This is a genomic window from Mesorhizobium sp. L-8-10, assembly GCF_016756635.1.
Taxonomy (GTDB): Bacteria; Pseudomonadota; Alphaproteobacteria; order Rhizobiales; family Rhizobiaceae.
Map to the genome: position 1 here is coordinate 574,134 of NZ_AP023263.1, position 22,766 is coordinate 596,899.

Sequence of the window (22,766 nt, forward strand, 5' to 3'; positions counted from 1 at the left end):
CGCTCGCCCGCGGGCCCGAGGATGAACGAAGGGAGGGCCGAACAGGTTTGGCCCCGCTTGCAGATTCTCATAGAGCCATGAATTCCCTCCCGGCGTCATCACACACCAGGCAGGGAGGACGTCCTCTTCCTGGCCTCGCCGGACTCGCCCTTCATGGTCGGCTGCGCTGTGCCGGTCGACGGCGGCGTGACGGCGCAATGAGCGGGTCCGCAGTCGCGCGTCCGTTGCGCCGGCAGCGCATGCAACCCTGCGTCCATCATCCTTAGGCGTTAGGCCGGGAAAGGGAACCCCGGCGCGGCTCAAACGTTCCTTCTCCTCGAAGATACGCCGCGCGCCCGCAGGCGCACGGGGATATGTTGGATGCGCACATCGTGCTTCCGAAGATCGCTTGCGACCTTGGGGGCCGGCCGATGCGCCGGACACGCCAGATGGGGAGTCTGGACCATGAAGCAGTATTTCAGCCCGGGAGACATATTGCTCGAGGCCGCTTGCGTAGTCGCCGTTCCGGCGACGCTTCTGTTGACGGTCGTTCTCGCCGGCTTTCTCATTCTCTGAGGCAGCGGCTCGTCTGTGAAGCCAAGGCTTCTTGATCCATTTTCGAACCACCGATCGCGCTGGCGGCTGGTGGGGCAAACGCGCGCATGCGAACCGGTTAACTCGCTTTCGGTTGACGAGCGTCGCCCACCAAGCTTTGATGCCGATGTGATGGGCGCGACTCGAATGCCGCGCTGACATCGGCGTCAATTGCCATTATTGGTCAATGGCTTGCGCGGGGGCAACCACGGCAGCACATGACGCACGTTGCGCCGAGGATATTCTTCCCGCTGCCGCATCACACCCATACATAGAACGGATCGCCCAAGCGAAGCATGACCGATGCGAACCTCCTCCTGCTGCTGATCTTCCTGCCTTTCCTGGGAAGCGCCTTCGCCGCGATGCTGCCGGCCAATGCGCGCAACGCCGAGGCCTGGCTTTCGGCAGCGGTCTCGGCGCTCGCTTTCGCATCGGCGATTCTGCTTTATCCGACCATCGCGACCGGAACCGTGGTGCGCAGGGAGATCGCCTGGCTGCCCGAGCTCGGGCTGAGCGCCACGCTGCGGATGGACGGCTTCGCCTGGCTGTTCTCGCTGCTCGTCACCGGCATCGGCTTCCTGGTCATGGTCTATGCGCGCTATTACATGTCGCCGAAGGACCCGGTGCCGCGCTTCTTCTCGTTCCTGCTCGCCTTCATGGGCTCGATGCTGGGCGTGATGATCTCGGGCAATCTGATCCTGCTCTCCATCTTCTGGGAACTGACCAGCATCTTTTCCTTCCTGCTGGTCGGTTATTGGTACCACAACGCGTCGGCCCGCGACGGCGCGCGCATGGCGCTGACGATCACCGGCGTCGGCGGCTTCTGCCTGCTGATCGGCCTCATTCTCGTCGGCCATATCGTGGGGAGCTACGATCTCGATGCGGTGCTGGCTGCCGGAGAGCGCATCCGCGGGCATGCGCTCTACACGCCGGCGCTGTTGCTGATCTTCCTCGGCGCGTTGACCAAGAGCGCGCAGTTCCCGTTCCACTTCTGGCTGCCCAATGCCATGACCGCGCCGACGCCCGCCTCGGCCTATCTGCATTCGGCGACCATGGTGAAGGCCGGCGTCTTCCTGCTCGCCAGGTTCTGGCCGGTGATGTCGGGAACCGACGAATGGTTCTTCGTGCTCGGCTTCGCCGGCATGAGCACGCTGCTGGTCGGCGCCTATTTCGCGATCTTCCAGCAGGACCTCAAGGGATTGCTGGCCTATTCCACGATCAGCCATCTCGGCCTGATCACCATGCTGCTCAGTCTCGGCAGCCCGCTCGGCGCCGTGGCCGCCATCTTCCACATGATGAACCACGCGACCTTCAAGGCCTCTCTGTTCATGGCTGCCGGCATCATCGACCACGAGGCGGGAACGCGCGACATGCGCAAGCTGAACGGCCTGTTCAGCTCCATGCCGATCACCGCCACGCTTGCCATGGTGGCCGCCGCGGCCATGGCCGGCGTGCCCCTCCTGAACGGGTTCCTGTCCAAGGAGATGTTCTTCGCCGAGACGATCGAGACGCACCGCGCCTCCCTGCTCGACACCTTGCAGCCTTATGTGGCGACCCTCGCCGGCGCCTTCGCCGTGACCTATTCCATACGTTTCATCCATGCCGTCTTCTTCGGGCCCAAGTCCGTCGACCTGCCGCGCGAGCCGCACGAGCCGCCGCGCTGGATGCGTTTGCCGATCGAGCTCCTGGTGCTCGCCTGCCTGGTCGTCGGTATGATTCCGGGTCTGGCGATCGGCCCCTATCTGCACATCGCCGTCGTTTCGGTGCTGGGCGACCGCACGCCGTACTACAGCCTGGCAGTATGGCACGGCTTCAATACGCCCCTGATCATGAGCCTGATCGCCACGGTGGGCGGGCTGGCGCTTTACATCGTGCTCAGGCGCTATCTCGCGCAATGCGAGCCGGATCCGCCCGGACTGCGCGGCCTCAAGGGTCAGCGAATCTTCGACCGCATCCTGGTGACTGTGTCCTGGCGCTGGGCGCGCTGGGTGGAGACGCATCTCGGCACCCGCCGGCTGCAACCGCAGCTGCGCGTGCTGGTGGCGATCGCCTTCGTGGCCGCGCTGCTGCCGATCCTTCGCGGCGGCCTGACGATCAGGATGCCTGATCTCGACGGCTTCGATCCCGTCTTCGCCCTGGTTTGGGCCGTGGGCATCGTCTGCGCCGTCGGCGCGGCGGTGCTGGCCAAATACCACAGGCTGGCGGCGCTGATCCTGATCGGCGGCGCCGGGCTCGTCACCTGCATCACCTTCGTCTGGCTGTCGGCGCCCGACCTTGCCGTCACCCAGCTGGTCGTCGAGATCGTCACCACGATCCTCATCCTGCTCGGACTGCGCTGGCTGCCGAAGCGGCTGGAGGAAGTGGACACGGTGGTGAGCATATGGGGAAGGCTGCGCCGCTACCGCGACGCCATCCTCGCCATCGTCAGCGGCGCCGGCATGGCGCTGGTCTCCTACGTGATGATGACGACGCCCGTCGTCGAGACGATCGGCGACTACTTCCTCGAGCGGGCCTATCCCGAGGGCGGCGGCACCAATGTGGTCAACGTCATCCTCGTCGATTTCCGCGGCTTCGACACGATGGGCGAAATCACCGTGCTCGCCATCGTCGCGCTCACCGTCTTCGCGCTGCTGCGCCGCTTCCGCCCCGCCGCCGACAGCGTCGACATGCCCGAGCAGCAGCGCGTGCAGAACCAGTATGACGACGCCGAGCCGGATCGCGAGATGGGCGAAACGCTTCGCGAATATCTGATGGTGCCGTCGGTGATCATGCAGTGGATGTTCCCCGTCATCATCACGCTCGCCGCTTACGTCTTCCTGCGCGGGCACGATCTGCCGGGCGGCGGCTTCGCGGCCGGCGTCATCATGTCCATCGGCTTCCTGCTGCAATATCTGGCCGGCGGCACGCTCTGGGTCGAGGACCGGCTGCGCATCCTGCCCGTGCGCTGGATCGGCGTCGGCCTGATGCTGTCGGCCCTCACCGGACTCGGCGCGTGGCTGTTCGGCTATCCCTTCCTGACCTCCTATTTCCGCTACCTGGAACTGCCCGGCATCGGCAAGATGCCGATGGCGAGCGCCTTGCTCTTCGACCTCGGCGTCTTCTCGCTCGTGGTCGGCGCGGTCGTGCTGATGCTGATCGCGATCGCCCACCAGTCGCTGCGCAGCCACCGCGTGCGCGTCGAGGCGGCGAAGGAAGAGGAGCCCGTCTGATGGAGCTTGTTCTTTCGCTGGGCATCGGGGTTCTGGTCGGATCCGGCGTGTGGCTGCTTCTGCGCCCGCGCACCTATCAGGTGATCATCGGGCTCGCCTTGCTCTCCTATGCCGTCAATCTGTTCATCCTCGGCATGGGCAGGCTCTGGTCGAACGCGCCGCCACTGGTCGAGGGGGGCAAGCCGGTCGATCCGTCCGCATTTGCCGATCCCGTGCCGCAGGCCCTGGTGCTGACCGCGATCGTGATCTCCTTCGCGACGACGGCCCTGTTCCTGGTCGTGCTGCTCGCCTCGCGCGGCCTGACCGGGACCGACCATGTCGACGGCAAGGAGCCTGAAAGATGAGCGTGGCTCCCCAGCATCTCGTCATCGCGCCGATCCTCATCCCTCTGATCGCAGGCGCGCTGCTGCTGTTCTTCGACGACCGCGAACGGCGCCTGAAGGCGACGATTTCCGTGGCGGCGACGCTCGCTTTGCTCGCAGTCGCGATTGCCCTCCTGCGCATCGCCCATGCAGGCGACGGGCGCATCGCGGTCTATCTGCTCGGCAACTGGCCGCCGCCCTTCGCCATCGCCCTGGTGCTCGACCGTCTGTCGGCGATGATGCTGGCGCTGACGGCGGTGCTGGCCATTCCGGCGCTGATCTTCTCGCTTGCCCGCTGGCACAAGGCGGGCCCGCATTTCCACACACTCTTCCTGTTCCTGCTGATGGGCTTGAACGGCGCCTTCCTGACAGGCGACCTCTTCAATCTCTTCGTCTTTTTCGAAGTGATGCTGGCCGCCTCCTACGGGCTGGTCCTGCACGGCTCGGGACCGTTCCGCGTGAGGGCGGGGCTGCACTATATCGCGATGAATCTCGCCGCCTCGCTGCTCTTCCTGATCGGCGTGGCGCTGATCTACGGCGTGACCGGAACGCTCAACATGGCGGACCTGGCGCTCAGGATCCCCGAAGTCGCGGCCGGGAACCGGATGATGCTGGAAGCGGGCGCGGCCGTGCTCGGCGTCGCCTTCCTGATGAAGGCCGGCATCTGGCCGCTGAGCTTCTGGCTGCCCACCGCCTATACGGCTGCGGCCGCGCCGGTGGCCGCCGTCTTCGCCATATTGAGCAAGGTCGGCATCTACACGCTGCTGCGCCTGTCACGGCTGTTCTTCGGCGAAGGGGCTGGGGCGTCGGCCGGTTTCGGCGCCGACGTGCTGCTCTTCGGCGGCATGGCCACGATCACCTTCGGCATGCTCGGGGTCCTGGCCTCGCAGGCGCTGGGCCGGCTCGCCGGCTTCTCGATCCTGGTCTCGTCGGGGACCCTGCTCGCCGCGATCGGCCTGTCGCAGGCCGGCGTGACGGCCGGCGCGCTGTTCTATCTGGTCAGCTCGACGCTGACGATCGGCGCCTTCTTCCTGCTGATCGAGCTCGTCGAGCGAGGCCAGGACGCCGCCGCCAACGTGCTGGCGGTGACGATGGAAGCCTATGGCGACGGCGACGAACCCGAAGAAGAGGATGAGGAGGTCGGCGTCGCCTTCCCCGGCACGATCGCCGCACTCGGCATCAGCTTCGCCGCCTGCGGCGTCCTGCTTGCCGGCCTGCCTCCGCTGTCGGGCTTCATCGCCAAGTTCGCGATGCTTTCGGCCATGCTCAACCCCGGCGGGCTCGGGCAGGATGCGGCCATCCCCGCGGCCTCGTGGTGGCTCGTGGCGCTGATCATCCTGTCGGGCCTGTCGGCGCTGATCGCCATGAGCCGCGCCGGCATCCGCGCCTTCTGGGCGCCGGTCGAAGCGCAGACGCCACGCGTGCAGGTGATCGAGCTGGCGCCGGTCGCGGCGCTGCTCGCCCTGACGCTGGCGCTGACCTTGCAGGCAGGGCCGACCATGCGCTTCATGGAGGCGACCGCCGCGGGCCTGCGCGCGCCCGCTTACGTGGAAGGCGTGATGGAAGCGCCGCGCGCGGCGCCGCGGGAAAGGACGCCATGACGAAGTTGTTCCCCTACCCGCTGCTGATCCTCTCCCTGATCGTGATGTGGCTGCTCTTGACGAGCTTCTCGCCCGGCCAGCTCATCGCCGGGACCGTGGTGGCGCTCCTGGCCGCGCAGGGCATGGCCGCGCTCCACCCCGCCAAGCCGCGCATCAGGCGCTGGAGCCTGCTGCCCGGGCTCGTCGCGATCGTGCTCTACGACATCATCCGCTCGAACATCGCCGTTGCCCGGCTGATCCTCCGCGAGGGCAACCAGCGCCGCGTGTCCGGCTTCCTGACCATTCCGCTGGAGCTGCGCAGCCCGATGGGGCTCGCGGTCCTCGGCATCATCGTCACGAGCACGCCCGGCACGGCCTGGCTGGACTACAACGTGGCCCGCGGCACGCTGCTGCTCCATGTCTTCGACCTGGTCGACGAAGACGCCTGGCGCACGCTGATCCGGGACCGCTACGAGCGCCTGCTGCTGGAGATCTTCGAATGAGCGCCACCATCCTCCTGTGGGCCGTCACCTTCGCGCAGGTCGCGCTGGCGCTCGCCATGGCGCTGGCCCTCCTGCGCATGCTGCGCGGGCCGAGGGCGCAGGACCGCGTCCTGGGCCTCGATGCCCTTTATCTCAACTCGATGCTGCTGCTGCTCGTCTTCGGCATCCGCACCGGCAACACGGCCTATTTCGAGGCGTCGCTCGTCATCGGCATCCTGGGCTTCGTCGCGACCGTGGCGCTCGCCAAGTTCCTGATGCGCGGCGAGGTGATCGAATGAGCCACGCCGCCCAGCTTCCCGCCTGGGCGGCGATCCTGGTCGCCGCCTTTCTCGCACTGGGCTCCGGCCTGACGCTGCTCGGCTGCATCGGTCTCCTGCGCCTGCGCTCGTTCTACGACCGCATCCATGCGCCGACGCTCGGCGCAAGCTGGGGCACGGCCGCGATCGTCATGGCCTCGATGATCTTCTTCACCGTGCTGGAGAGCCGCCCGGTCCTGCACGAGATCCTGATCGGCATCTTCGTCACCGTCACCACGCCGGTGACGCTGATGCTGCTCGGCCGCGCAGCGCTCTACAGGGACCGGGCCGAGAACAGCCCCGACGTGCCGCCGAGCAACGTGCTGCAGTCGGCTCCGACGGGGGGTGGAAGGACGGATCCGAGGGAGCGCGTCCTGTAAAATACTGGATTTTTACAGGATGGACGCGCGTGGCCGCTTGGGCAACGCTGCGCCCAAGTTACCCCTCATCCGACCGCGCTTCGCGCGGCCACCTTCTCCCACAAGGGGAGAAGGCCGGAGCTTTGCATTGCCGCCACTGCAGATCGCCAACGTCGGCGACTGGCGGAAGCATTGCCGCAGCGTTCCCTTCTCCCCTTGTGGGAGAAGGTGGCCGCGCGAAGCGCGGTCGGATGAGGGGTTCCCTTCACGAAGCTTGCAAGTTGCGTGCGAGGGCGGGTCGGCGGCCAACGGCTATCTCGAATGGTACGGTCGGCGCCCGCCGCAGCAAAGCAATGGTCCAAGCGCAATACTTCCGAAAGTGAAGCTCTGCGTCGGAAATTCGGCGAGCGGGCGGAGAAGGTCAATCGAAACAGCGGTGGGTCAGCAAGAAGTGATGCGTCGGCGTTATGGCTAACGATGATGGACCGGTCGATCGCGACGCGTCGTGGCGGAGCACGCAGAAGAACATGGCAAGGGTCGCGCCCCCTCCTCCAGAGACAGCAACCGAAGCCTCTGGCGACGCAAACCTGACCTTACCTACGAAGGATGAAGCGGTGGCGGCTTTGATCTGGCGCAAGGCGGGGCAATCGTCGAGGGCGCCGGCAAGGACGACGCCCGACGGGCTGGCGTAGAAGGACGATGCGAGCAGTCGGCCGATGTGAGCCGAACCAGCGAAATGCAAGGCTGATGCCGCTGCCGAGCGCCGACGGGCCGGAGCGGAAACCGGCCGGCGCCATGCCGGACACACGCCGCGCCCGGCAATGCACGTCGTTCTACGGCTGGACTCGACAGCGAAGGGGCCGCGGCCGACGGATCATCGAAGAAAGTCGCGTCAGCGGCTGGATCTGAGCCCGAGGACCTGACCATCGCCAGTGTCACGATCCTCGCGGCTGCCGGCAGCCGCCATGCGGGCGCTTCGTGTTCCTCCACTGGACTGATCGCTTCGCGGATAGGCGGCGGTCTGAGGCCTGGCATCCAGCAAGCACGTCGCCATCGAGCGCACAAATCGCGATTGCCTGGAATCGGCGCGATAGCCGAGGAAGAAATTGCAAGGCATGACAGGCCTGAACGGGCGAAGCACCAGATCGATGTTGCCCAGGCCTTCAACGGACATCGGGTTCACAAGGCCGACCCCAACGCCTGCGCTGATTATCGACAGGAGGGTCATGCACATGGGAGATTCAGCGACGACGTTGAATTTGTAACCCTCCGCTTCCATAAGATCTGCCAACGCACGCCTCAGCCTTGCAGCCGGCGTGTGGGCAACATACTCGACCTCGTGAAGGTCAGCCGGCGTAATGACGTCCCTGCTTGCCAGCCTATGTCGAGGCGACATGGCGCACATGGCGGCGTCACCTGAAAACGGCTGATACTCGATCCCCACGATATCCGTTTCCTTTGGAGCCACGCCAATGTCGACCTGGCCGGTTGCCACTGCCGTCCAGACTTCCGCGGTAGACATCAACTGCGCAGCGACGGAAACTTCAGGATGCATCTGACGGAACGCAGTGACCGCCCGCGACACGATCGGCAGACCGATGCCCGGCATGTTCGCGATCCGGACAATTCCCGGTCCCCGCTCGCGGATCTGGGAAGCTGTGTGCTTCAGCACTTCCAGACCGACAAATGTACGCTCGACATCGGTGTAAAACAGGCGGCACTGCGGCGTCGGCTCCAATCGCCCACGCGTCCTGTCGAACAGAGGAAACCCGATGGTCTTCTCGAGCTCCGAAACCAACCGACTTACAGCAGGTTGCGTGATTCCCATGGATTCAGCCGCGCGTGAGGCCGAGCCGGATATCATGATCGCTCTGAATGCTTCGATCTGGCGGATGTTCATGGTCGCCCGGTATAAGATTTGGTAATAGGGGCGCGTGAAATCCGAATTTGATTTCCACTGCAACGCACCTAAGCTTCTCTCGGCCAATGAGTTCGTCAATCGCTCGGCGATGATCGTCAGGATCATCGGCGCGGGACGTCGACGTCCAACCGGATACACCGCTTGTTCGGGTCCTGCGAAACATCCCGGGTCTGAACGGCACCAGATTCGGTTGCCGCATGTCGCGGCCCCAGGACTTCGCTGCCCCTAGTAACGGCGTAGGTCAGCTCGATTAGCTTAGAGGGAGCGACTATGAGTGACAAGTCAGATATGACCCATGCGACCCGACCGGTTACCCCGACCGACATGTCCCGGCGCGACGTCCTTACGCTTGCCGGTGCCACGGCTTCAGTCTCGGTCATTCCAACGCTGATAGACAACGCGGCGATGGCCGAGACCGTCGCGGTGTCAGCAACCGTGCCGGTGAGTTTCAAGGTCAACGGTCAGCAGCAGCACCTGAACATCGATCCCAGGCAATCCTTGCTCGATGTGCTGCGCGAGAAGCTCGACCTCACCGGTACCAAGAAGGGCTGCAATCAGGGCGCCTGCGGCGCATGCACCATCCTGGTCGACGGCAAACGCATCGTCTCCTGCCTCACCCTGGCAGCCATGTATGACGCTGCGGACATCACGACGATCGAAGGCCTCGAGGCGAATGGCGAACTGCATCCGCTGCAGGAAGCCTTCATCAAGCATGAAGGCTTCCAGTGCGGCTACTGCACGCCGGGCCAAATAATGTCCGGCGTCGGGTGTATCGCCGAGGGTCACACCGGTTCGGCCGAGGAGATCCAATTCTGGATGAGCGGCAACATATGCCGTTGCGGCGCCTATCCAGGCATCGTGGCAGCGGTCGCCGACGCTGCCGGGAGGGCCTGATCATGATGCCCTTCAAGATCACCAGTGTTGGCTCCGCGCAGGACGCGATCCAAGCGGCTGCAGCAGGCGGGCGCTACATTGCCGGCGGCACTACGCTCATCGACCTGATGCGCGAGGAGGTCGAGCGACCCGAGCGCCTGATCGACATCAATGCGCTCCCGTTCCGGCAGATCCGCGCCGAGGGCTCCGATCTGGTGATCGGGGCGCTGGCCCGAATGTCCGACGTGGCTGCCCATCCCGACACGCTGCGCCTCCATCCGGTGATCGCGGAGTCCCTCGTCGAAGGCGCGTCGCCCCAGCTTCGGAACATGGCGTCGATGGGCGGCAACCTGCTGCAGCGGGTCCGTTGTCCATACTTCCGGATGCTGGATGCTCCCTGCAACAAGCGGACTCCCGGCTCCGGCTGCTCTGCGATCGACGGGCTCAATGTCGGCCATGCGATCCTCGGCACGAGCGACCACTGCGTTGCCACGCATCCGTCCGACGTCGCGGTCGCGCTCGTCGCGCTCGATGCGACCATGCGGGTGCGGGGACCGCAGGGCGAACGAAACTTCCCGGTGGAGGAACTGTTCCGCCTGCCGGGCGACACACCGCATCTCGAGCATACGCTGCTCCCGGGCGAACTGATTGTCGAGATACGCGTTCCCGGCCTTCCCTACAGCCGGAGAGCCCGTTATCTCAAGGTCCGGGACCGCGCCTCCTACGAGTTCGCGCTGATCGCGGCAGCCGCCGTGCTCGATCTCGACGGCGGGGTGATCCGTCAGGTGCGTCTTGCCGTCGGCGGGGCGGGCACGAGGCCCTGGCGCCTGCGGACCGCCGAGCAGGCCCTGACCGGCAGGCCCTTCGAACGCGCTACCCTCGAAGCGGTCGCGCATACCGCGCTCGCGGGTGCACGCCCCCTGTCTGGCAACCATTACAAGGTCGAGTTGCTGCCCCGGACCATCGTCCGCGCGCTCGAAATGGCGGGAGAGATCGCATGACAACCCACGTCATCGGCAAGCCTGTCACACGCGTGGACGGGCGGGACAAGGTTACGGGCCGCGCGCGCTACGCCGCCGAATTCAACCAGCCCGACCAGGCCTACGCCGTAATCGTCAACGCCACCGTCGGCCTCGGCCGCATCACCGCGATCGACCACGCAGCAGTCGCGAAGATGCCTGGCGTCGTCTCGGTCCTCAGCCATCTCAATGCACCGAAGCTGGCCTATCGGCCGCACAAGGGATCGATCGATCCCAAGTCCGGCGAACGTCTTCACGTCCTGCAGGATGACGCAGTCCGTTTCCACGGCCAACCGGTCGCGCTCGTCGTGGCGGACACCCTCGACAATGCCGAGCGCGCGGCGGCCGCGCTCCGCATCACCTACGAGGCGCGACGCCCGGTCATCGACATCGCCGACCCGGAAGCGCGGGCTATCGTTCCGGAGATCAGCTCGGACCGCAGCCGCGGCGATGCCGAAACCGCCTACGCAAACGCGCCCGTGAAGCTCACGGCCGCCTACGACATCGCGCGAGAGAACCACAATCCGATGGAACCTCACGCGACCGTCGCGGCCTGGCAGGGCGACAGGCTGACCCTGTGGAGCAAGAGCCAATACGTCGTCAACGAGCAGGCCGAGATCGCCGCAATTTTCGGGATCCCGGTGGAGAATGTGCAGGTGATCTGCCCGTTCGTCGGCGGCGCGTTCGGCACCAGCCTGCGCACATGGTCGCACGTCACCCTGGCTGCGATGGCCGCGCGCGTGACGCGGCGTCCTGTCAAGCTCGTCCTCACCCGCAGACAGATGTTCTTCGCAACCGGCCACCGTCCGCGCACCCTGCAGCATGTGTCGATCGGGGCAACGGAGGACGGCAAGCTCACCAGCCTGATCCACGACGGAACCGGGGAGACCAGCCGGTACGAGCAGTTCGTCGAGGCGTTGGTCAACAGTTCGAGCTACATGATCTCGTGTCCGAACGTGACCACGCGCTATCGGCTGGCCCCGCTGGACACGGGCACCCCGGTCTACATGCGCGGCCCGGGCGAGGCGAGTGGCGTCTTCGCCCTCGAATCGGCGCTCGACGAGCTCTCCTATAGGCTCGATATCGACCCGATAGAGTTGCGCCGCCGGAACGAGCCGGAAATCGACGAGGACGAGAACAGACCGTTCTCCAGTCGATCGCTTCTGAAATGCTACGACATTGGAGCCGAGCGGTTCGGCTGGTCACAGCGCTCGGCGAAGCCGCGTTCGATGCGCGATGGCCGCCTGCTGATCGGGATAGGGGCGGCCTCGGCCACCTACCCGGCCTATCAGGCGCCGTCGAGCGCGCGTGTCCGCTTGCTCGCAGACGGCAGCGCCGAGGTCGAGGTCGCCGCCAGCGATATGGGGCCGGGAACCTATACCTCGATGACGCAAGTGGCGGCGGAAACGCTGGGACTGCCGGTCGACAAGGTGCGGTTCAGCCTCGGCCGCTCGGACTTTCCGCCGGCTCCCTCTCACGGAGGCTCATGGACCATGGCGTCGGTCGGCTCCGCGATCCAGGCCGCCTGCATTTCGGTGCTCAGGGAAGCCGAGAAGCGACCCGCAGACGACCGACCGCTGGAAGCAACCGCCTCGACCCAGCGCGACGCCGAAGTCGCCGGCCGTTTCTCCATGCACGCCTTCGGGGCCGTCTTCGCCGAGGTCGCGATCGACCCTGACGTCGGGACGATCCGGGTGCGCCGTGCGCTCGGCGTCTATGGCGCCGGCCGCATCGTCAACCCGTTGCTGGCCAGGAGCCAGTGCACCGGGGGCATGATCGGCGGCATCGGCATGGCCCTCATGGAAAGGACGGTGCTCGATCGTCGGGACGGCCGGCCGGTCAATGCCCACATGGCCGACTACCTCATGCCGGTGAACCTCGACATAGCTGAGATCGAGGTTCGGTTCGTCGACGAGGTCGATCCGCACGTCAATCCGCTCGGGGTCAAGGGACTCGGCGAGATCGCTCTCGTCGGCATGGCGCCGGCGATCGCGAACGCGGTCTTCCACGCCACCGGCAAGCGCATCCGGAGACTGCCGATCCTGCTCGAGGACATGCTTGACGCGTAGCCGCTTCCGGATCGGGCGGCCGCAGCATCTCGCCGACGCGACGAGGACGGCATCGGCGCGCCCGACCTTCCCGCCGCGTGGCCAATCGACAACGCTATATGTCTTCCCCGGATAGACCTGCGCAGGGGATTCGACGATTTCTTCGCCACGCCGGAAGGCAAGATGGACCCGACGGAGATGATCGACCGCATGATCGAAATCGTGCTGGCCGACAGCGGCAGGTACCGCAACGTGGTGCCGAAGGAGATCGAGGATATGTCGAAGGCGCACCAGTTCGCCGCTTGAGAAAACCAGATCTTAGCCCTTCGACGGTGCGCTGCCACTGGTCCGCGCCCGTCCGCTCAATGCGCGGTGGCCGGGTGCCGCGGCGCCTTTTGCAAGGCGGGAGCAATCGTCGAGGGCGCCGTAACGCCAGGCACCATCTCGAAGTCGGCGCTGATCGACATCGCCGTGGACTTGCTCACCTCAGCACGAATGAGCTGGCGCGTCGAATGGCATGCGGCCTCCTCGACAATCAAGGTAGCCATTCAGCGTGCCAGCGGATGCCGGGCTCTTACTGGCCCCTCAATCAAAGATGGCCCTGACGTTCAGCGCGCCGACGTGAAGAGTTTCGGACGCCCGCCCGGTGCCGTCGCCATCAATGCACTGCCCGGCACCCGAAGCCCTTGATGGCACGAGACCATCTGGTTCGATGCTCCCACATCCGGTTCTCAGAACTTGACCTGGGGCATTGCATTTGCCGGCACAGTGGGCTGCGCCGATGCGGCCCTCCGGCTTTCGAAAAAGAGCCTGGCGTAGCCGCGCTGGTCGTTGAGCCAGGTCATGATCTCGTCGGCCATGCTTTCCGATCTGGCTCGGTCCGCTTCCATCTGTTCGGCAACCTTGGCGACCTGTTCGGCCCACTGCTTGATCTGTGGGACCTGCGGATCGGCGCCGGTCGTGAACTGGCCCATGCCTTCCGATCCGGGCAACACCGGGTAGGTCGCATACCAGACCCCGAGGATCGGAGGGCAGAAGTCTGAAAGAGGCTTGTCCTCTCCATCAACCGCCGACGCGAAGTGGTATGCACTGCCTAGAACCGGGTAATGCCTCAGAAACGACGGCGGCTGGGCGGGCGCTCCGGCCTCGTCGCGCCACCAACGACCGCTTTCCGCGTGCTGGCTGAGCTGCCCGCAATCCTGTCGTTCGTGCTTGACGTCCCGCCAGAGAAAAACGACGCCCTTGTCGCTTGTTCCAGTCGGGTAGACCTCCTCGATCGCGTTTGGGGCTCCATAGCGCTCCGTGAGCGTCGCCTTGAGGGCTGTCGGGTCTACCGAGCCCTTGGGAAGGCGGAGCCTTCTCCACACTCCCAGGACCACGCCAGGCGCCGCCGGCGGCTCATCGAAAATGGCGATCGCTTCGTTCTCGGACCGGGAGACGAAGAGGTGTCCGGAACTGTAGGGCTCGAGGTTTCCACTCGCCAGGCCGACCTGCCCCGCCCGGTCCGCCTTGAATACTCGCCCGACCTCCATATGCTCTCGAATGAGCCGCTCGGCGTCCTCGAAGGACATGCCAAGCCTTATGCCCAGGACATCGAGGTTCCGAACATTCGAGCCCGATGTTTCGAGCAGCGCCTCAGGCAAGGGGCCCGGCGCGGCAAGCGGTGGCTCGGCGACCGTCGCGCCCGTCTCGCTGTTAACCACCCGGGCGGCAATCGCTTTCGCCTCGACCATCAACCAGCGGCCGGAAAGCGGAGTTTCGTCGGGTTCCATGACGATACCCAGCCCATGCTCGTCATCGAAGGGACTGGCGCGGCGGTTGGCTCCCCGCCAGATGGTGTGCGGCCGGGCCGTAAGCGGAATCACGCCGGTCGGAGCGACGTCGATTTCGAGGACGAGTTCGCTCTCGAGCTTCCGGGTCGCCTCGTCGAGCGCTGGAAGCCGGTCGAGCCTCACCAGATCATTGGGAGGAGGGAGACCGAGTTCCTGCCGCACATTGGAGGCATAAACCGCATGTTCGGGGCAGTACCGCTCCCCACCGCAATCGTAGCGAAGGCCGCGGCCCTCAGAGACGCCCTCGTCAAAAAGGACAGGCTCGGGAGCCGACCAGGCCGCATCGAGGTAAGCACACAGCTTCGCGGCCATCGCGTCCTTCTCTGTGAGCGAGCCTTGCGTTGCCATCTGCGCATCGGACCTGGCGTCTGCACTCTGGCACTCTATCGCGTGCGGGCCTCCGTGCGGGTGTTCGAAGGGCGCGACGCCGTTCCGCAATTCCAGAGTGAGCGTCAGTCTTTCAGGCAACGAACCGGCGCGCTTTTGCGACCATTCCCGGAAGCTGGCCAGGCGCTTCGTCCGCTCGGCCCCATCGAGCGGCTTCGACGGATCGCGGAAGAACCAGGCGCCGACCGGCACTTCGCCAAGCTTCGCCATGGTGGCTTCGTAGTCGTGGCGGGCGATCATCATCAGCTCGATCATGCGGTCGTCGACTGTGTCCGGCAGATAGCGAAGTTGAAGCAGATCCATCGCCTCCGCGTTGAAGGGAAAAGCCGCTGCCGAACGGGACACGGACGCTCCGGAAGGCGCGCTGCCCGGCGCTGCCGCTACGATATCGGAAACCTCTGTGTCGGGATGCCTGCTATCAAACGTCGCGGAAGCGATCTCGGCTCCGCCCAGTGCACGCGCCGTAACGCGCGCCTTGACCGGCTCGACATAGAGCGCCGCCAACGGAGACTGGTTTTCATCCGTGTCGATGCGGATGTCGCGCACCCTGAGATCGACATGGACATCGAGATAGTCCCCGCCGGTCTTGGCATCCGGGTCGATCTTGACGGTGAACTGATCCCGGGCCGCCGGAAGTGCAAAGACGACCTCCGCCGCACCCAGGCCTGCGAGGCCTGCCGAAAAATCGTGCTGGCCCGGCACGAACAATTGCTCCGGAGGAAGGTTCAACCGCGGCATGACGGCGGCAAATGCCGAGTTGTCGGATGGCTCCGGGAAAATCCGCGCACCCTCCGCAGGACTCTTGCGCTCGAGCAACCAGTCGAGCGTCGCCGTCTGAGTGTTGACGGTCAGCGTCTCCGGCAGCGCATTCGCCCGCGCCCGATTCCATTCGACGAAGTTGGCGAGCAGTTCCGGTTCCGGCTGGGCACCGGAAGCCAGATCGTCTGCGATCTGCTCGCGGAAAAACGGCGTCCAGGGGTCCGGGTGGCCCGATGACTCGCGATAGGCGCGCTGGCGCGCCCAAGCGGCGAAGTCGATATCGTCAATGTCCACCGCGCTGCCGGAAAGCAGCAGTAGACTGACCGTGTCCCAGTCGACCGGCACCGGTCCGGTCGGCGCCGTGCCGACCGTGTCCACAGACGGGATTGCGATCAGCGGAAGCCTCCCGATGGGCTGCGAAAGGTCGTTGTGCCGAAACAGCAGTGTTCCTTCGACCTCAATGCCGTATTCGAGCCGCCGGATATTGCTGTCCGATTTCTTTTCCCTCAATGCCACGATCCGTGCTTCGATGCCGAGCATGGGGTATTCGTTTCCCTGAGGGCCCATGATGCTGCGCTTGTATCCCCGTGCCTGGTCCAGAGGTACCGAAACGTGTTCCGGCAAATAGGCGGTGACCACCGGTGCCGCGACCGACATATCGCCGAGATCGAACCCCCTTATATCGACGGAGTCGCAGTCTCCGCCGGGATGCTCGAGCGGGAAGTGCTGATGCTCGAAATCGTACTCGCCGAGCGATACTGTGCAAAGGATCAGGACCGGGATAGGGAAATGCGGCTCAAGTGCCACGATCGGCGGAACCTCCGCCCGTATTGACTGCAGCAGAGCCCGCCTCTCGAACTCGTCCAATCCTTGCCAATATCTGTATCGAACTCCCATGACCTTGTCGGCGGCAAGGCCCGCGGACGCGACGATCCGGCGCTGTGTCCCGGCATCCAGATGGAGAAGCGAGGCGAATGCGAAATTCTCATCCTCGAACATGTCGGGGAACTGGCTGAGCGCCAGACGCGCGGTCATCCGGCCGAACTCCGTAACCGCCTCGTCGGAGAGAATGTTCTGCGGTCCGCGTCCGCGGACGAGCAGGCGCCCGTTCAGGGTCGGGATGCCGGATTGGGAGATCTGCGCAGAGGCCGGGCTCGTCCTGACGCCATCCGCGGCGGCTTGCTTGATGCCGGAGACAGCAGCGGCGAACCGCACGCGCTGCGGTACCGAGTCCTTCAGTATGCAGACACGTGCTTGCGCGTTGTAGGTGAATGCCTGGCAGCGGTCGTCATCGGCGCAAAGTTGCAGGCATCGAGCAGCCGGGATGTCCCTGAGGGCCGGCTCGGACATTCCTGACCGGTAGTCGCCGTAGGGGAGGTCATAACCGGGAAGGATCGCAAAAGAACCGGCTCCGGCCGATTGCAGGCTCCCAAGGGAGCTGGAAGCAGCCGATGCTGCGGAATCCGCCGACGATGCAGGAAGGCGTGCAGTACCGGTCGGCTGAAGCGCACGAAGCGCCGTCAGGAGAGCGCGGTCTGCTCTACCGGTGATCGCCATGCCCGCATCTCGCTGGAAATCGGCGATCGCGCGGCGCGTTTTCGAGCCCATCCTGCCGTCTATGGCACCGGGGGAATAGCCCAGCCGGGTCAGAAGCGCCTGCACCTCGGCCACCTGGCTGCTACTGCCTTGCGCCGGACGCACAGGCCTTGCATGGGCACCCGGCGTTCTGCCGACCGGCGGCTCCGAGGGCCTTGCCGCTTCATTCAGAATGGTCTCGAGCCCCTGGCGAAGCAAACTCTCCGGGTTGAACTGCGCCAAGCCCGAGAACGCACTCCAGATGCTGATTGACAGGACGGTCAATATCACGAACAGCAGTCTGCGCATATCGCAGAATACCGAGCGCCTTCCGCGACGTAAATTACCTGATTGATCTAGCCAGGCCAGTTATACTTAACGGCAGCATGCCTAATCTAATGCATGTCTTCCGAACGTGGGTACCGGTTTCGGGAGACGTGCTTTAGCTCGAACCCCCGTGCTCGGCGCGAACGATCGCGGCACCCTCGGCCATCGCCTTCATCTTGCCGAAGGCGACGTCGCGCGGCAGGTATTTCAGGCCGCAGTCGGGTGCGATCATCAGCTTTTCGGGCGCGACATGGGGAAGCGCCTTGCGGATGCGGCCGGCGACGATCCCGGGCGTCTCGACTTCGTGCGTCGACAGGTCGAGCACGCCGAGGATGATCGTCTTGCCTTCGAGCTTCGCCAGCACAGAGCAGTCCATATTGGACTGGGCGGTTTCGATCGAGACCGCCTTGACCGCCGTGTCGGCCAGTTCCGGCAGGAAGCTGTAGCCGCTCGGCCGCTCGTGGATGATCGCGGCATAGCCGAAGCAGATGTGCAGCGCCGTCTCGCCCTCTATGCCGTCCAGCGCGCGTGCCAGTGCCTTCAGGCCGTATTGCCGGGCTTTCTCGGGCCGGGCCTGCATATAGGGCTCGTCGATCTGGACGATGTCGGCGCCGGCCGCGAAAAGATCCCTGATCTCCTCGTTTACCGCGGCGGCGTAGTCGACGGCCAATTCCTCGTCGCTCTCGTAGAAATCGTTCTGCGCCTGCTGCGACATGGTGAAAGGGCCGGGAACGGTGATCTTGATCGTGCGGTCGGTATTGGCGCGCAGGAACCGCACGTCGCGCGCTTCCACCGCGTGCCTGCGCTTCACCTTGCCCACCACGCGCGGCACCGGGTTCGGATGCCCGGAGCGGTCGAGCGCGGTGCCGGGATTGTCGATGTCGACGCCCTCCAACGCGGTGGCGAAGCGGTTGGAATAGCTCTCGCGCCGCATTTCGCCGTCGGTGATGACATCGAGGCCCGCCCGCTCCTGGTCGCGGATCGCAAGCAGCGTCGCGTCGTCCTGTGCCTCGTCAAGGAACTCCGGCGCGACGCGCCAGAGTTCCCTTGCCCGCACACGGGGCGGGAAGCGGCCCGCGAGCTTCTTGCGGTCGATCAACCATTCAGGTTGGGCGTAGGAGCCGACGAGGGAAGTCGGGAAGAGCGGCAAGCCGGCGAACATGTTTCGGTATCCTCCTTTGTTGCGCAATTCCGGACGCAAAACCGCTGCGCACTTTTGCTGGAATTGAGCTTGTCTCACGCAATTCCGGACGCAAAACCGCTGCGCACTTTTGCTGGAATTGCTTTAGTTCCTGAACACGTCACGGTCGATGCCGGAGGCCTCGAACAGATGGTCGCGGCTTGCTTCCAGTTCGGCGCGCAGCTTCGGCAGATCGACATCAACCAGACTGCCGCGCCACTTCCGGATCCTGCCCGCCACCATCACGGTGTCGACATTCGAGCGCTCCATCAGGGTCACCACCGCGCCGGTGGCGTGGTTCAGCGGCGCGACATTGATCGCCGAGGCGTCGAGCAGCACGATATCGGCTTCCTTGCCGGGCGTCAGGCTGCCGGTCCTGCGGTCAAGCTTCAGGCCTTTGGCACCTTCCAGCGTCGCGAAGCGCAGCACGTCGCGCGACGTGACCATCGCGGCGCAGTCGGTCCTGCCGCCGAGCGCCTCCTCGTTGATGAAGGCGCGCTGCAGCGTCATGGCCGAGCGCATCTGGGTGAAGGGATCGGCGGTCATGGTGCATTCCACATCCGTCGAGAGAGAAGGCTGCATGCCGAGGTCGAGCGCCTTCTGGATTGGGGGCATGCCGTGGCGCATCGTCATCTCGATCGGCACCGACAGCGACACGTGCGACCCGGCATCGGCGGCCGTCTTCCATGCCAGGTCCGACATGCCGGTCATGTGGATGAAGATGTTGTCGGGACCGAACTGGCCGGACTTCGCCAATTCGTCGAAGGTCGGGCGCATTCCGAAGGTGCCGACCACATGCAGCGCGATCGGCAGGCCGAGCTCGCGACCGATCGCCCAGGCTTTCTCGTAGCCGGGAATATAGATCTCGCCGCCCATGACCATGCTGAGCAACTGGTCGTCGGATGAGAAATACTGCTCTCTCAGACGGCGCGCATCCTCAGGGTATTTCGCGCGGTCGCCCCAGCCTTCGAAGTAGCCGAAGACGGCGCGGCGGCCGGCGTCGCGCAGCGCCTCTACGGCCGCGTCGGAATGTTCGGGCGAATGGTGGATCTGCGAGACGTCCATGACGGTCGTCACGCCGGCGTCGATCTGCGACAGCGACCCGAACAACTCGTTGATGTAGACGTCCTGCGGCCGGTAGACCACCGAGAACTTCTGCAGCATGTGCTCGTAGTAATTGTAGAAGCTGTGCGGCTGACCGTCGTTGATCAGGATGCAGTCCGCCAGGAAACCGCGCAGCGCGGTCTCGAACTGGTGGTGATGCGTGTCGACGAAGCCGGGGATGACGATCATATCAGTCGCATCGACCACCGCCGCATCGCCTGCTTCCAGGCCGGTGCCGACCGCCTCGATGCGTTTGCCCGAGACCAGGACGTCGCCACCCGCGAAATCACCCACCTCGGGATCCATCGACAGGACATGGCCGCCGCGGATGAGAAGCTTGCGCCCGTCCTGGCCGGACCATGAGGGCATGACGCCCGCCGCTGGTTTGCCGCCCTGCGCGGCAGCGGATGCTTCGCCCGCGGGGCCGAAATGCATGCCGGGGCGCCCTTCAGCACAAAATCTGCACATGATTTCTCCTCCCAAAGAAAATCGAAGTGTCTGTCGGCGGCTGCGCCGCCTCATTCCAGTGGCCTCAATCGCCGGCGCGGCCCATCCGGGCCGCTTGGCTTTCGCGCCAACGGCGCGGCGCGCGGTCGCGCGCTCCAACGGTCGATATCGACCGTTGGAAAAATGCCCCATCACGTCTCCACAGTCGGGTACTCCTTGCCGCGCCAATGCTGCAGCCGCTGTGCGAAGTGGCGCTGGAAGGCGAGCGGGCCTTTCTCCTTCATGTAGGGTTCGTCGTAGATGCCGATGAAAAGCGTGAGGTTGAGGAAGAAATGCGCGCCCATCTCGAAGAGCGCGACGAAATCGTGCTCCTCGAGCGCCTTGCGCTCTTCGTCCGTGAAGCCATGCACGGTCGACAGCTCGACCTCGTTGAGGCGCGGCCCGATCGACTGCTCCCATGTCGCGACGAAATTCTTCGGATCCTCGGCGTAGCGCTCGAGGAAATCGGGATTGCGATCGACCTGGAACAGGAACTTGTCGACGTAGTATCTGCTCATGCCGCGCGCTCCTCTATCCCGGCCCGGGGGTACCAGGTGAGATAGGCTTCCATCGTGTGGAAGAGGTCGAGATTGTCGACATAGTCGGCCCTCTCGGGTCCGGCGACGCCCAGCATCAGGATGAAGTTCAGGAAGCCGTGGGTGGCGTTGCCGCTCTTCGCCATGCTCTCATGGGTGACGTTCGCCAGTATGGCGTCGATATCGCCATTGCGGAGCCATTCGATGGCCTGGCGGTCGAATTCCGGATCGGGCCCGGTTTCCATGAACTGGCGCGGGCCTCCGAGTTCCAGCGACAGATGCCCGGTGCCGATGGCGGCGATGCGCTTGTCGGAGGGATAGTCGTCGATCGCCTTCCTGATCGCGCGGCCGAGGTCATAAAACCGTTTCGGCGAGGGCAGCGGTGGGGCGAAGATGTTGGTGTAGATCGGCACCACGGGCAGATCGTTGTCCGGGCGCACGGTGATGATCGGGCAGATTATCGAATGGTCGATCTTCAGCTCGTTGGAGAATGCGAAGTCGAACCCCTGGTCCATCAGGTGACGATGCATGAAGCGCGACATGTCGACGTCGCCCTCGAGCCGGTATTTCGGGATGCCGAACTCGCGCTCCTCGTTCCAGAACGTCGCGTCGTAGCGCTCCGCCTTGCCGATGAGGAACTGCGGATAGTTGTCGAGGAATATCTGATGGAAGTGGTCCGAACCCACCATCACCAGGATATCCGGCGCGGTACGGGCAAGCGTCTCGCGATAGGCCTCGACCTTGCGCTTCCATTCCGGTGCCTGCGGGATCTGTTGTTCGGGCGGCATGGTGGTCGCCCGCAGGTAGAACGGGTGATGGGTCGAAGCCAGGGTGGCGACAAGCTCAGCCAAGACGATCCTCCTTTCGTCCGGGACGGTGGTCGAACCGTCCATCTATCGAAGCGTCCCGCGGTCCGGCCTGGGTTTCAGGCGCTTCAAGGTCCTGCCCGCCATGCATCAGCGCGCCCTCCATATCGTTCAGGCGCCCATGACGGACTGCAGGACGGGGTAGCGCTTGATCATATGGCCGATGCGCGATGCCGCCGCGCGCAGCGACGGCAGGCGCTCCGCGACGAGCATCTCCGGCGTCACCACGCCGGTGTAGCCCGACGTGTTCAGCGCCGCGACCGTGTTGCCGTCGGGGCCGCGGATCGGCACGGCGAGCGCCGTGATGCCATAGTCGAGCTGATCGACCGTGGTGGCGTATCCGGCCTTCCGCACGGCGAGAATCTCGCGGCGCAGTTCGGACGGATCGGTGATCGTCTTCGAGGTGAGGGCTTCGGGCCGCACGGTGTCGATATAGGCGTCGAGCGCGGCATCCGGGAGACCGGCAAGCAGCACGCGCCCGAGCGAGGTGGCGCAGGCCGGATAACGCGCGCCGACAACCGCCGCCGCGCGCCGTGCCCGCTGGACCGAATTGTGGGCGATGTAGATCACGTCCTGGCCTTCCAGCGTGCCGACGGACGACGCGTCGCCGAACTGCCGAACCAGCTCGCGCAGATCGGGCTGCAGCACTTCGTCGATGCGGGCGGCGAAATAGAAGGCCGACCCGAGCGTCATCACTTTGGGCCGCAGGTGAAACCGCTTGTTCTTCTGCCCGATATAGCCGAGCGCCTGCAGCGTGATGAGACTGCGCCGCGCCGCCGCCGGTGAGAGCCTTACACGCCTGGCCACCTCGCTCAGCGTCATTTCCGCATGTGAAGCATCGAAGCACTCCAGGACCGCCAGTCCCTTGGCGAGAGCCTCGACGAACTCAGCCGGCCGGTCCGCGCCCGCCTCGACATCGCCGGCGTCCTGGACGGCTTCGCCCGCCAACATGCGCATTCTCTCCTCCATGC

At 65.0% G+C, this 22,766-nt stretch carries 18 protein-coding genes; 10 read left to right on the forward strand and 8 right to left on the reverse strand.

Annotated elements, in window-relative coordinates; translation table 11 throughout:
* Positions 1–869: 869 nt before the first annotated feature.
* From JN280_RS02635 to mnhG, 6 genes are read left to right on the forward strand one after another with little or no spacing between them, the layout of a single operon-like run.
* A complete protein-coding gene (locus JN280_RS02635) occupies positions 870–3,782 on the forward strand; it encodes a monovalent cation/H+ antiporter subunit A (RefSeq protein WP_202309982.1) in 2,913 nt (970 codons plus the stop codon).
* Positions 3,782–4,126: a Na+/H+ antiporter subunit C gene (locus JN280_RS02640; RefSeq protein ID WP_202309983.1), complete on the forward strand. Its 345-nt coding sequence runs from the start codon at positions 3,782–3,784 to the stop codon at positions 4,124–4,126. Before JN280_RS02635 ends, JN280_RS02640 begins: the two co-directional genes overlap by 1 nt.
* A complete protein-coding gene (locus tag JN280_RS02645; RefSeq protein WP_202309984.1) occupies positions 4,123–5,745 on the forward strand; it encodes a monovalent cation/H+ antiporter subunit D in 1,623 nt (540 codons plus the stop codon). The genes JN280_RS02640 and JN280_RS02645 overlap by 4 nt, the downstream gene beginning before the upstream one ends.
* Positions 5,742–6,227, forward strand: coding sequence for a Na+/H+ antiporter subunit E (locus JN280_RS02650; protein ID WP_202309985.1), 486 nt, complete (start codon positions 5,742–5,744; stop codon positions 6,225–6,227). Before JN280_RS02645 ends, JN280_RS02650 begins: the two co-directional genes overlap by 4 nt.
* Positions 6,224–6,505 (forward strand): K+/H+ antiporter subunit F, encoded by a 282-nt coding sequence (locus tag JN280_RS02655; RefSeq protein WP_202309986.1) that lies wholly within the window; start codon positions 6,224–6,226, stop codon positions 6,503–6,505. Before JN280_RS02650 ends, JN280_RS02655 begins: the two co-directional genes overlap by 4 nt.
* Complete coding sequence (mnhG, locus tag JN280_RS02660) at positions 6,502–6,903, forward strand: monovalent cation/H(+) antiporter subunit G (protein ID WP_202309987.1); 402 nt, start codon at positions 6,502–6,504, stop codon at positions 6,901–6,903. Before JN280_RS02655 ends, mnhG begins: the two co-directional genes overlap by 4 nt.
* Positions 6,904–7,774: 871 nt before the next feature.
* Here mnhG and JN280_RS02665 read toward each other — a convergent pair.
* On the reverse strand, positions 7,775–8,908 hold the full coding sequence (locus tag JN280_RS02665) for a LysR family transcriptional regulator (RefSeq protein ID WP_202309988.1): 1,134 nt from the start codon (positions 8,906–8,908) through the stop codon (positions 7,775–7,777).
* 300 nt (positions 8,909–9,208) lie between these two features.
* Between JN280_RS02665 and JN280_RS02670 the strand changes: the two genes are divergently transcribed.
* From JN280_RS02670 to JN280_RS39910, 4 genes are all read left to right on the forward strand, one after another.
* Positions 9,209–9,697, forward strand: coding sequence for a (2Fe-2S)-binding protein (locus tag JN280_RS02670; protein WP_244743452.1), 489 nt, complete (start codon positions 9,209–9,211; stop codon positions 9,695–9,697).
* A 2-nt stretch (positions 9,698–9,699) separates the two neighbouring features.
* On the forward strand, positions 9,700–10,677 hold the full coding sequence (locus tag JN280_RS02675) for an FAD binding domain-containing protein (RefSeq protein WP_202309989.1): 978 nt from the start codon (positions 9,700–9,702) through the stop codon (positions 10,675–10,677).
* Positions 10,674–12,764 (forward strand): xanthine dehydrogenase family protein molybdopterin-binding subunit, encoded by a 2,091-nt coding sequence (locus JN280_RS02680; RefSeq protein WP_202309990.1) that lies wholly within the window; start codon positions 10,674–10,676, stop codon positions 12,762–12,764. The genes JN280_RS02675 and JN280_RS02680 overlap by 4 nt, the downstream gene beginning before the upstream one ends.
* A gap of 162 nt (positions 12,765–12,926) precedes the next feature.
* Complete coding sequence (locus tag JN280_RS39910) at positions 12,927–13,049, forward strand: hypothetical protein (protein ID WP_274609059.1); 123 nt, start codon at positions 12,927–12,929, stop codon at positions 13,047–13,049.
* A gap of 56 nt (positions 13,050–13,105) precedes the next feature.
* On the opposite strand, the gene JN280_RS02690 is transcribed toward JN280_RS39910, so the two are convergent.
* From JN280_RS02690 to JN280_RS02720, 7 genes are all read right to left on the reverse strand, one after another.
* On the reverse strand, positions 13,106–13,282 hold the full coding sequence (locus JN280_RS02690; protein WP_202309991.1) for a hypothetical protein: 177 nt from the start codon (positions 13,280–13,282) through the stop codon (positions 13,106–13,108).
* A gap of 192 nt (positions 13,283–13,474) precedes the next feature.
* Positions 13,475–17,605 carry a peptidoglycan-binding protein gene (locus tag JN280_RS02695; protein ID WP_202309992.1) on the reverse strand — a complete coding sequence of 1,377 codons (4,131 nt, stop codon included), beginning with the start codon at positions 17,603–17,605 and terminating at the stop codon, positions 13,475–13,477.
* Between the two features lie 133 nt (positions 17,606–17,738).
* Positions 17,739–18,785 (reverse strand): uroporphyrinogen decarboxylase family protein, encoded by a 1,047-nt coding sequence (locus JN280_RS02700; RefSeq protein WP_202309993.1) that lies wholly within the window; start codon positions 18,783–18,785, stop codon positions 17,739–17,741.
* A 123-nt stretch (positions 18,786–18,908) separates the two neighbouring features.
* Positions 18,909–20,375 (reverse strand): amidohydrolase family protein, encoded by a 1,467-nt coding sequence (locus JN280_RS02705; RefSeq protein WP_244742829.1) that lies wholly within the window; start codon positions 20,373–20,375, stop codon positions 18,909–18,911.
* Between the two features lie 170 nt (positions 20,376–20,545).
* Positions 20,546–20,911 (reverse strand): hypothetical protein, encoded by a 366-nt coding sequence (locus JN280_RS02710; RefSeq protein WP_202309994.1) that lies wholly within the window; start codon positions 20,909–20,911, stop codon positions 20,546–20,548.
* On the reverse strand, positions 20,908–21,780 hold the full coding sequence (locus JN280_RS02715; RefSeq protein WP_202309995.1) for a DODA-type extradiol aromatic ring-opening family dioxygenase: 873 nt from the start codon (positions 21,778–21,780) through the stop codon (positions 20,908–20,910). The genes JN280_RS02710 and JN280_RS02715 overlap by 4 nt, the downstream gene beginning before the upstream one ends.
* A gap of 126 nt (positions 21,781–21,906) precedes the next feature.
* A complete protein-coding gene (locus tag JN280_RS02720) occupies positions 21,907–22,752 on the reverse strand; it encodes an IclR family transcriptional regulator domain-containing protein (RefSeq protein ID WP_244742832.1) in 846 nt (281 codons plus the stop codon).
* Positions 22,753–22,766: the final 14 nt, after the last annotated feature.

What these genes read in the sequence shown, in the direction of transcription:
- JN280_RS02635 (WP_202309982.1), top strand. Translation starts at nt 870, where the DNA reads ATGACCGATGCGAACCTCCTCCTGCTGCTGATCTTCCTGCCTTTCCTG.
- JN280_RS02640 (WP_202309983.1), top strand. Translation starts at nt 3,782, where the DNA reads ATGGAGCTTGTTCTTTCGCTGGGCATCGGGGTTCTGGTCGGATCCGGC.
- JN280_RS02645 (WP_202309984.1), top strand. Translation starts at nt 4,123, where the DNA reads ATGAGCGTGGCTCCCCAGCATCTCGTCATCGCGCCGATCCTCATCCCT.
- JN280_RS02650 (WP_202309985.1), top strand. Translation starts at nt 5,742, where the DNA reads ATGACGAAGTTGTTCCCCTACCCGCTGCTGATCCTCTCCCTGATCGTG.
- JN280_RS02655 (WP_202309986.1), top strand. Translation starts at nt 6,224, where the DNA reads ATGAGCGCCACCATCCTCCTGTGGGCCGTCACCTTCGCGCAGGTCGCG.
- mnhG (WP_202309987.1), top strand. Translation starts at nt 6,502, where the DNA reads ATGAGCCACGCCGCCCAGCTTCCCGCCTGGGCGGCGATCCTGGTCGCC.
- JN280_RS02665 (WP_202309988.1), bottom strand. Translation starts at nt 8,908, where the DNA reads ATGATCCTGACGATCATCGCCGAGCGATTGACGAACTCATTGGCCGAG.
- JN280_RS02670 (WP_244743452.1), top strand. Translation starts at nt 9,209, where the DNA reads ATGGCCGAGACCGTCGCGGTGTCAGCAACCGTGCCGGTGAGTTTCAAG.
- JN280_RS02675 (WP_202309989.1), top strand. Translation starts at nt 9,700, where the DNA reads ATGATGCCCTTCAAGATCACCAGTGTTGGCTCCGCGCAGGACGCGATC.
- JN280_RS02680 (WP_202309990.1), top strand. Translation starts at nt 10,674, where the DNA reads ATGACAACCCACGTCATCGGCAAGCCTGTCACACGCGTGGACGGGCGG.
- JN280_RS39910 (WP_274609059.1), top strand. Translation starts at nt 12,927, where the DNA reads ATGGACCCGACGGAGATGATCGACCGCATGATCGAAATCGTGCTGGCC.
- JN280_RS02695 (WP_202309992.1), bottom strand. Translation starts at nt 17,605, where the DNA reads ATGCGCAGACTGCTGTTCGTGATATTGACCGTCCTGTCAATCAGCATC.
- JN280_RS02700 (WP_202309993.1), bottom strand. Translation starts at nt 18,785, where the DNA reads ATGTTCGCCGGCTTGCCGCTCTTCCCGACTTCCCTCGTCGGCTCCTAC.
- JN280_RS02705 (WP_244742829.1), bottom strand. Translation starts at nt 20,375, where the DNA reads ATGTGCAGATTTTGTGCTGAAGGGCGCCCCGGCATGCATTTCGGCCCC.
- JN280_RS02710 (WP_202309994.1), bottom strand. Translation starts at nt 20,911, where the DNA reads ATGAGCAGATACTACGTCGACAAGTTCCTGTTCCAGGTCGATCGCAAT.
- JN280_RS02720 (WP_244742832.1), bottom strand. Translation starts at nt 22,752, where the DNA reads ATGCGCATGTTGGCGGGCGAAGCCGTCCAGGACGCCGGCGATGTCGAG.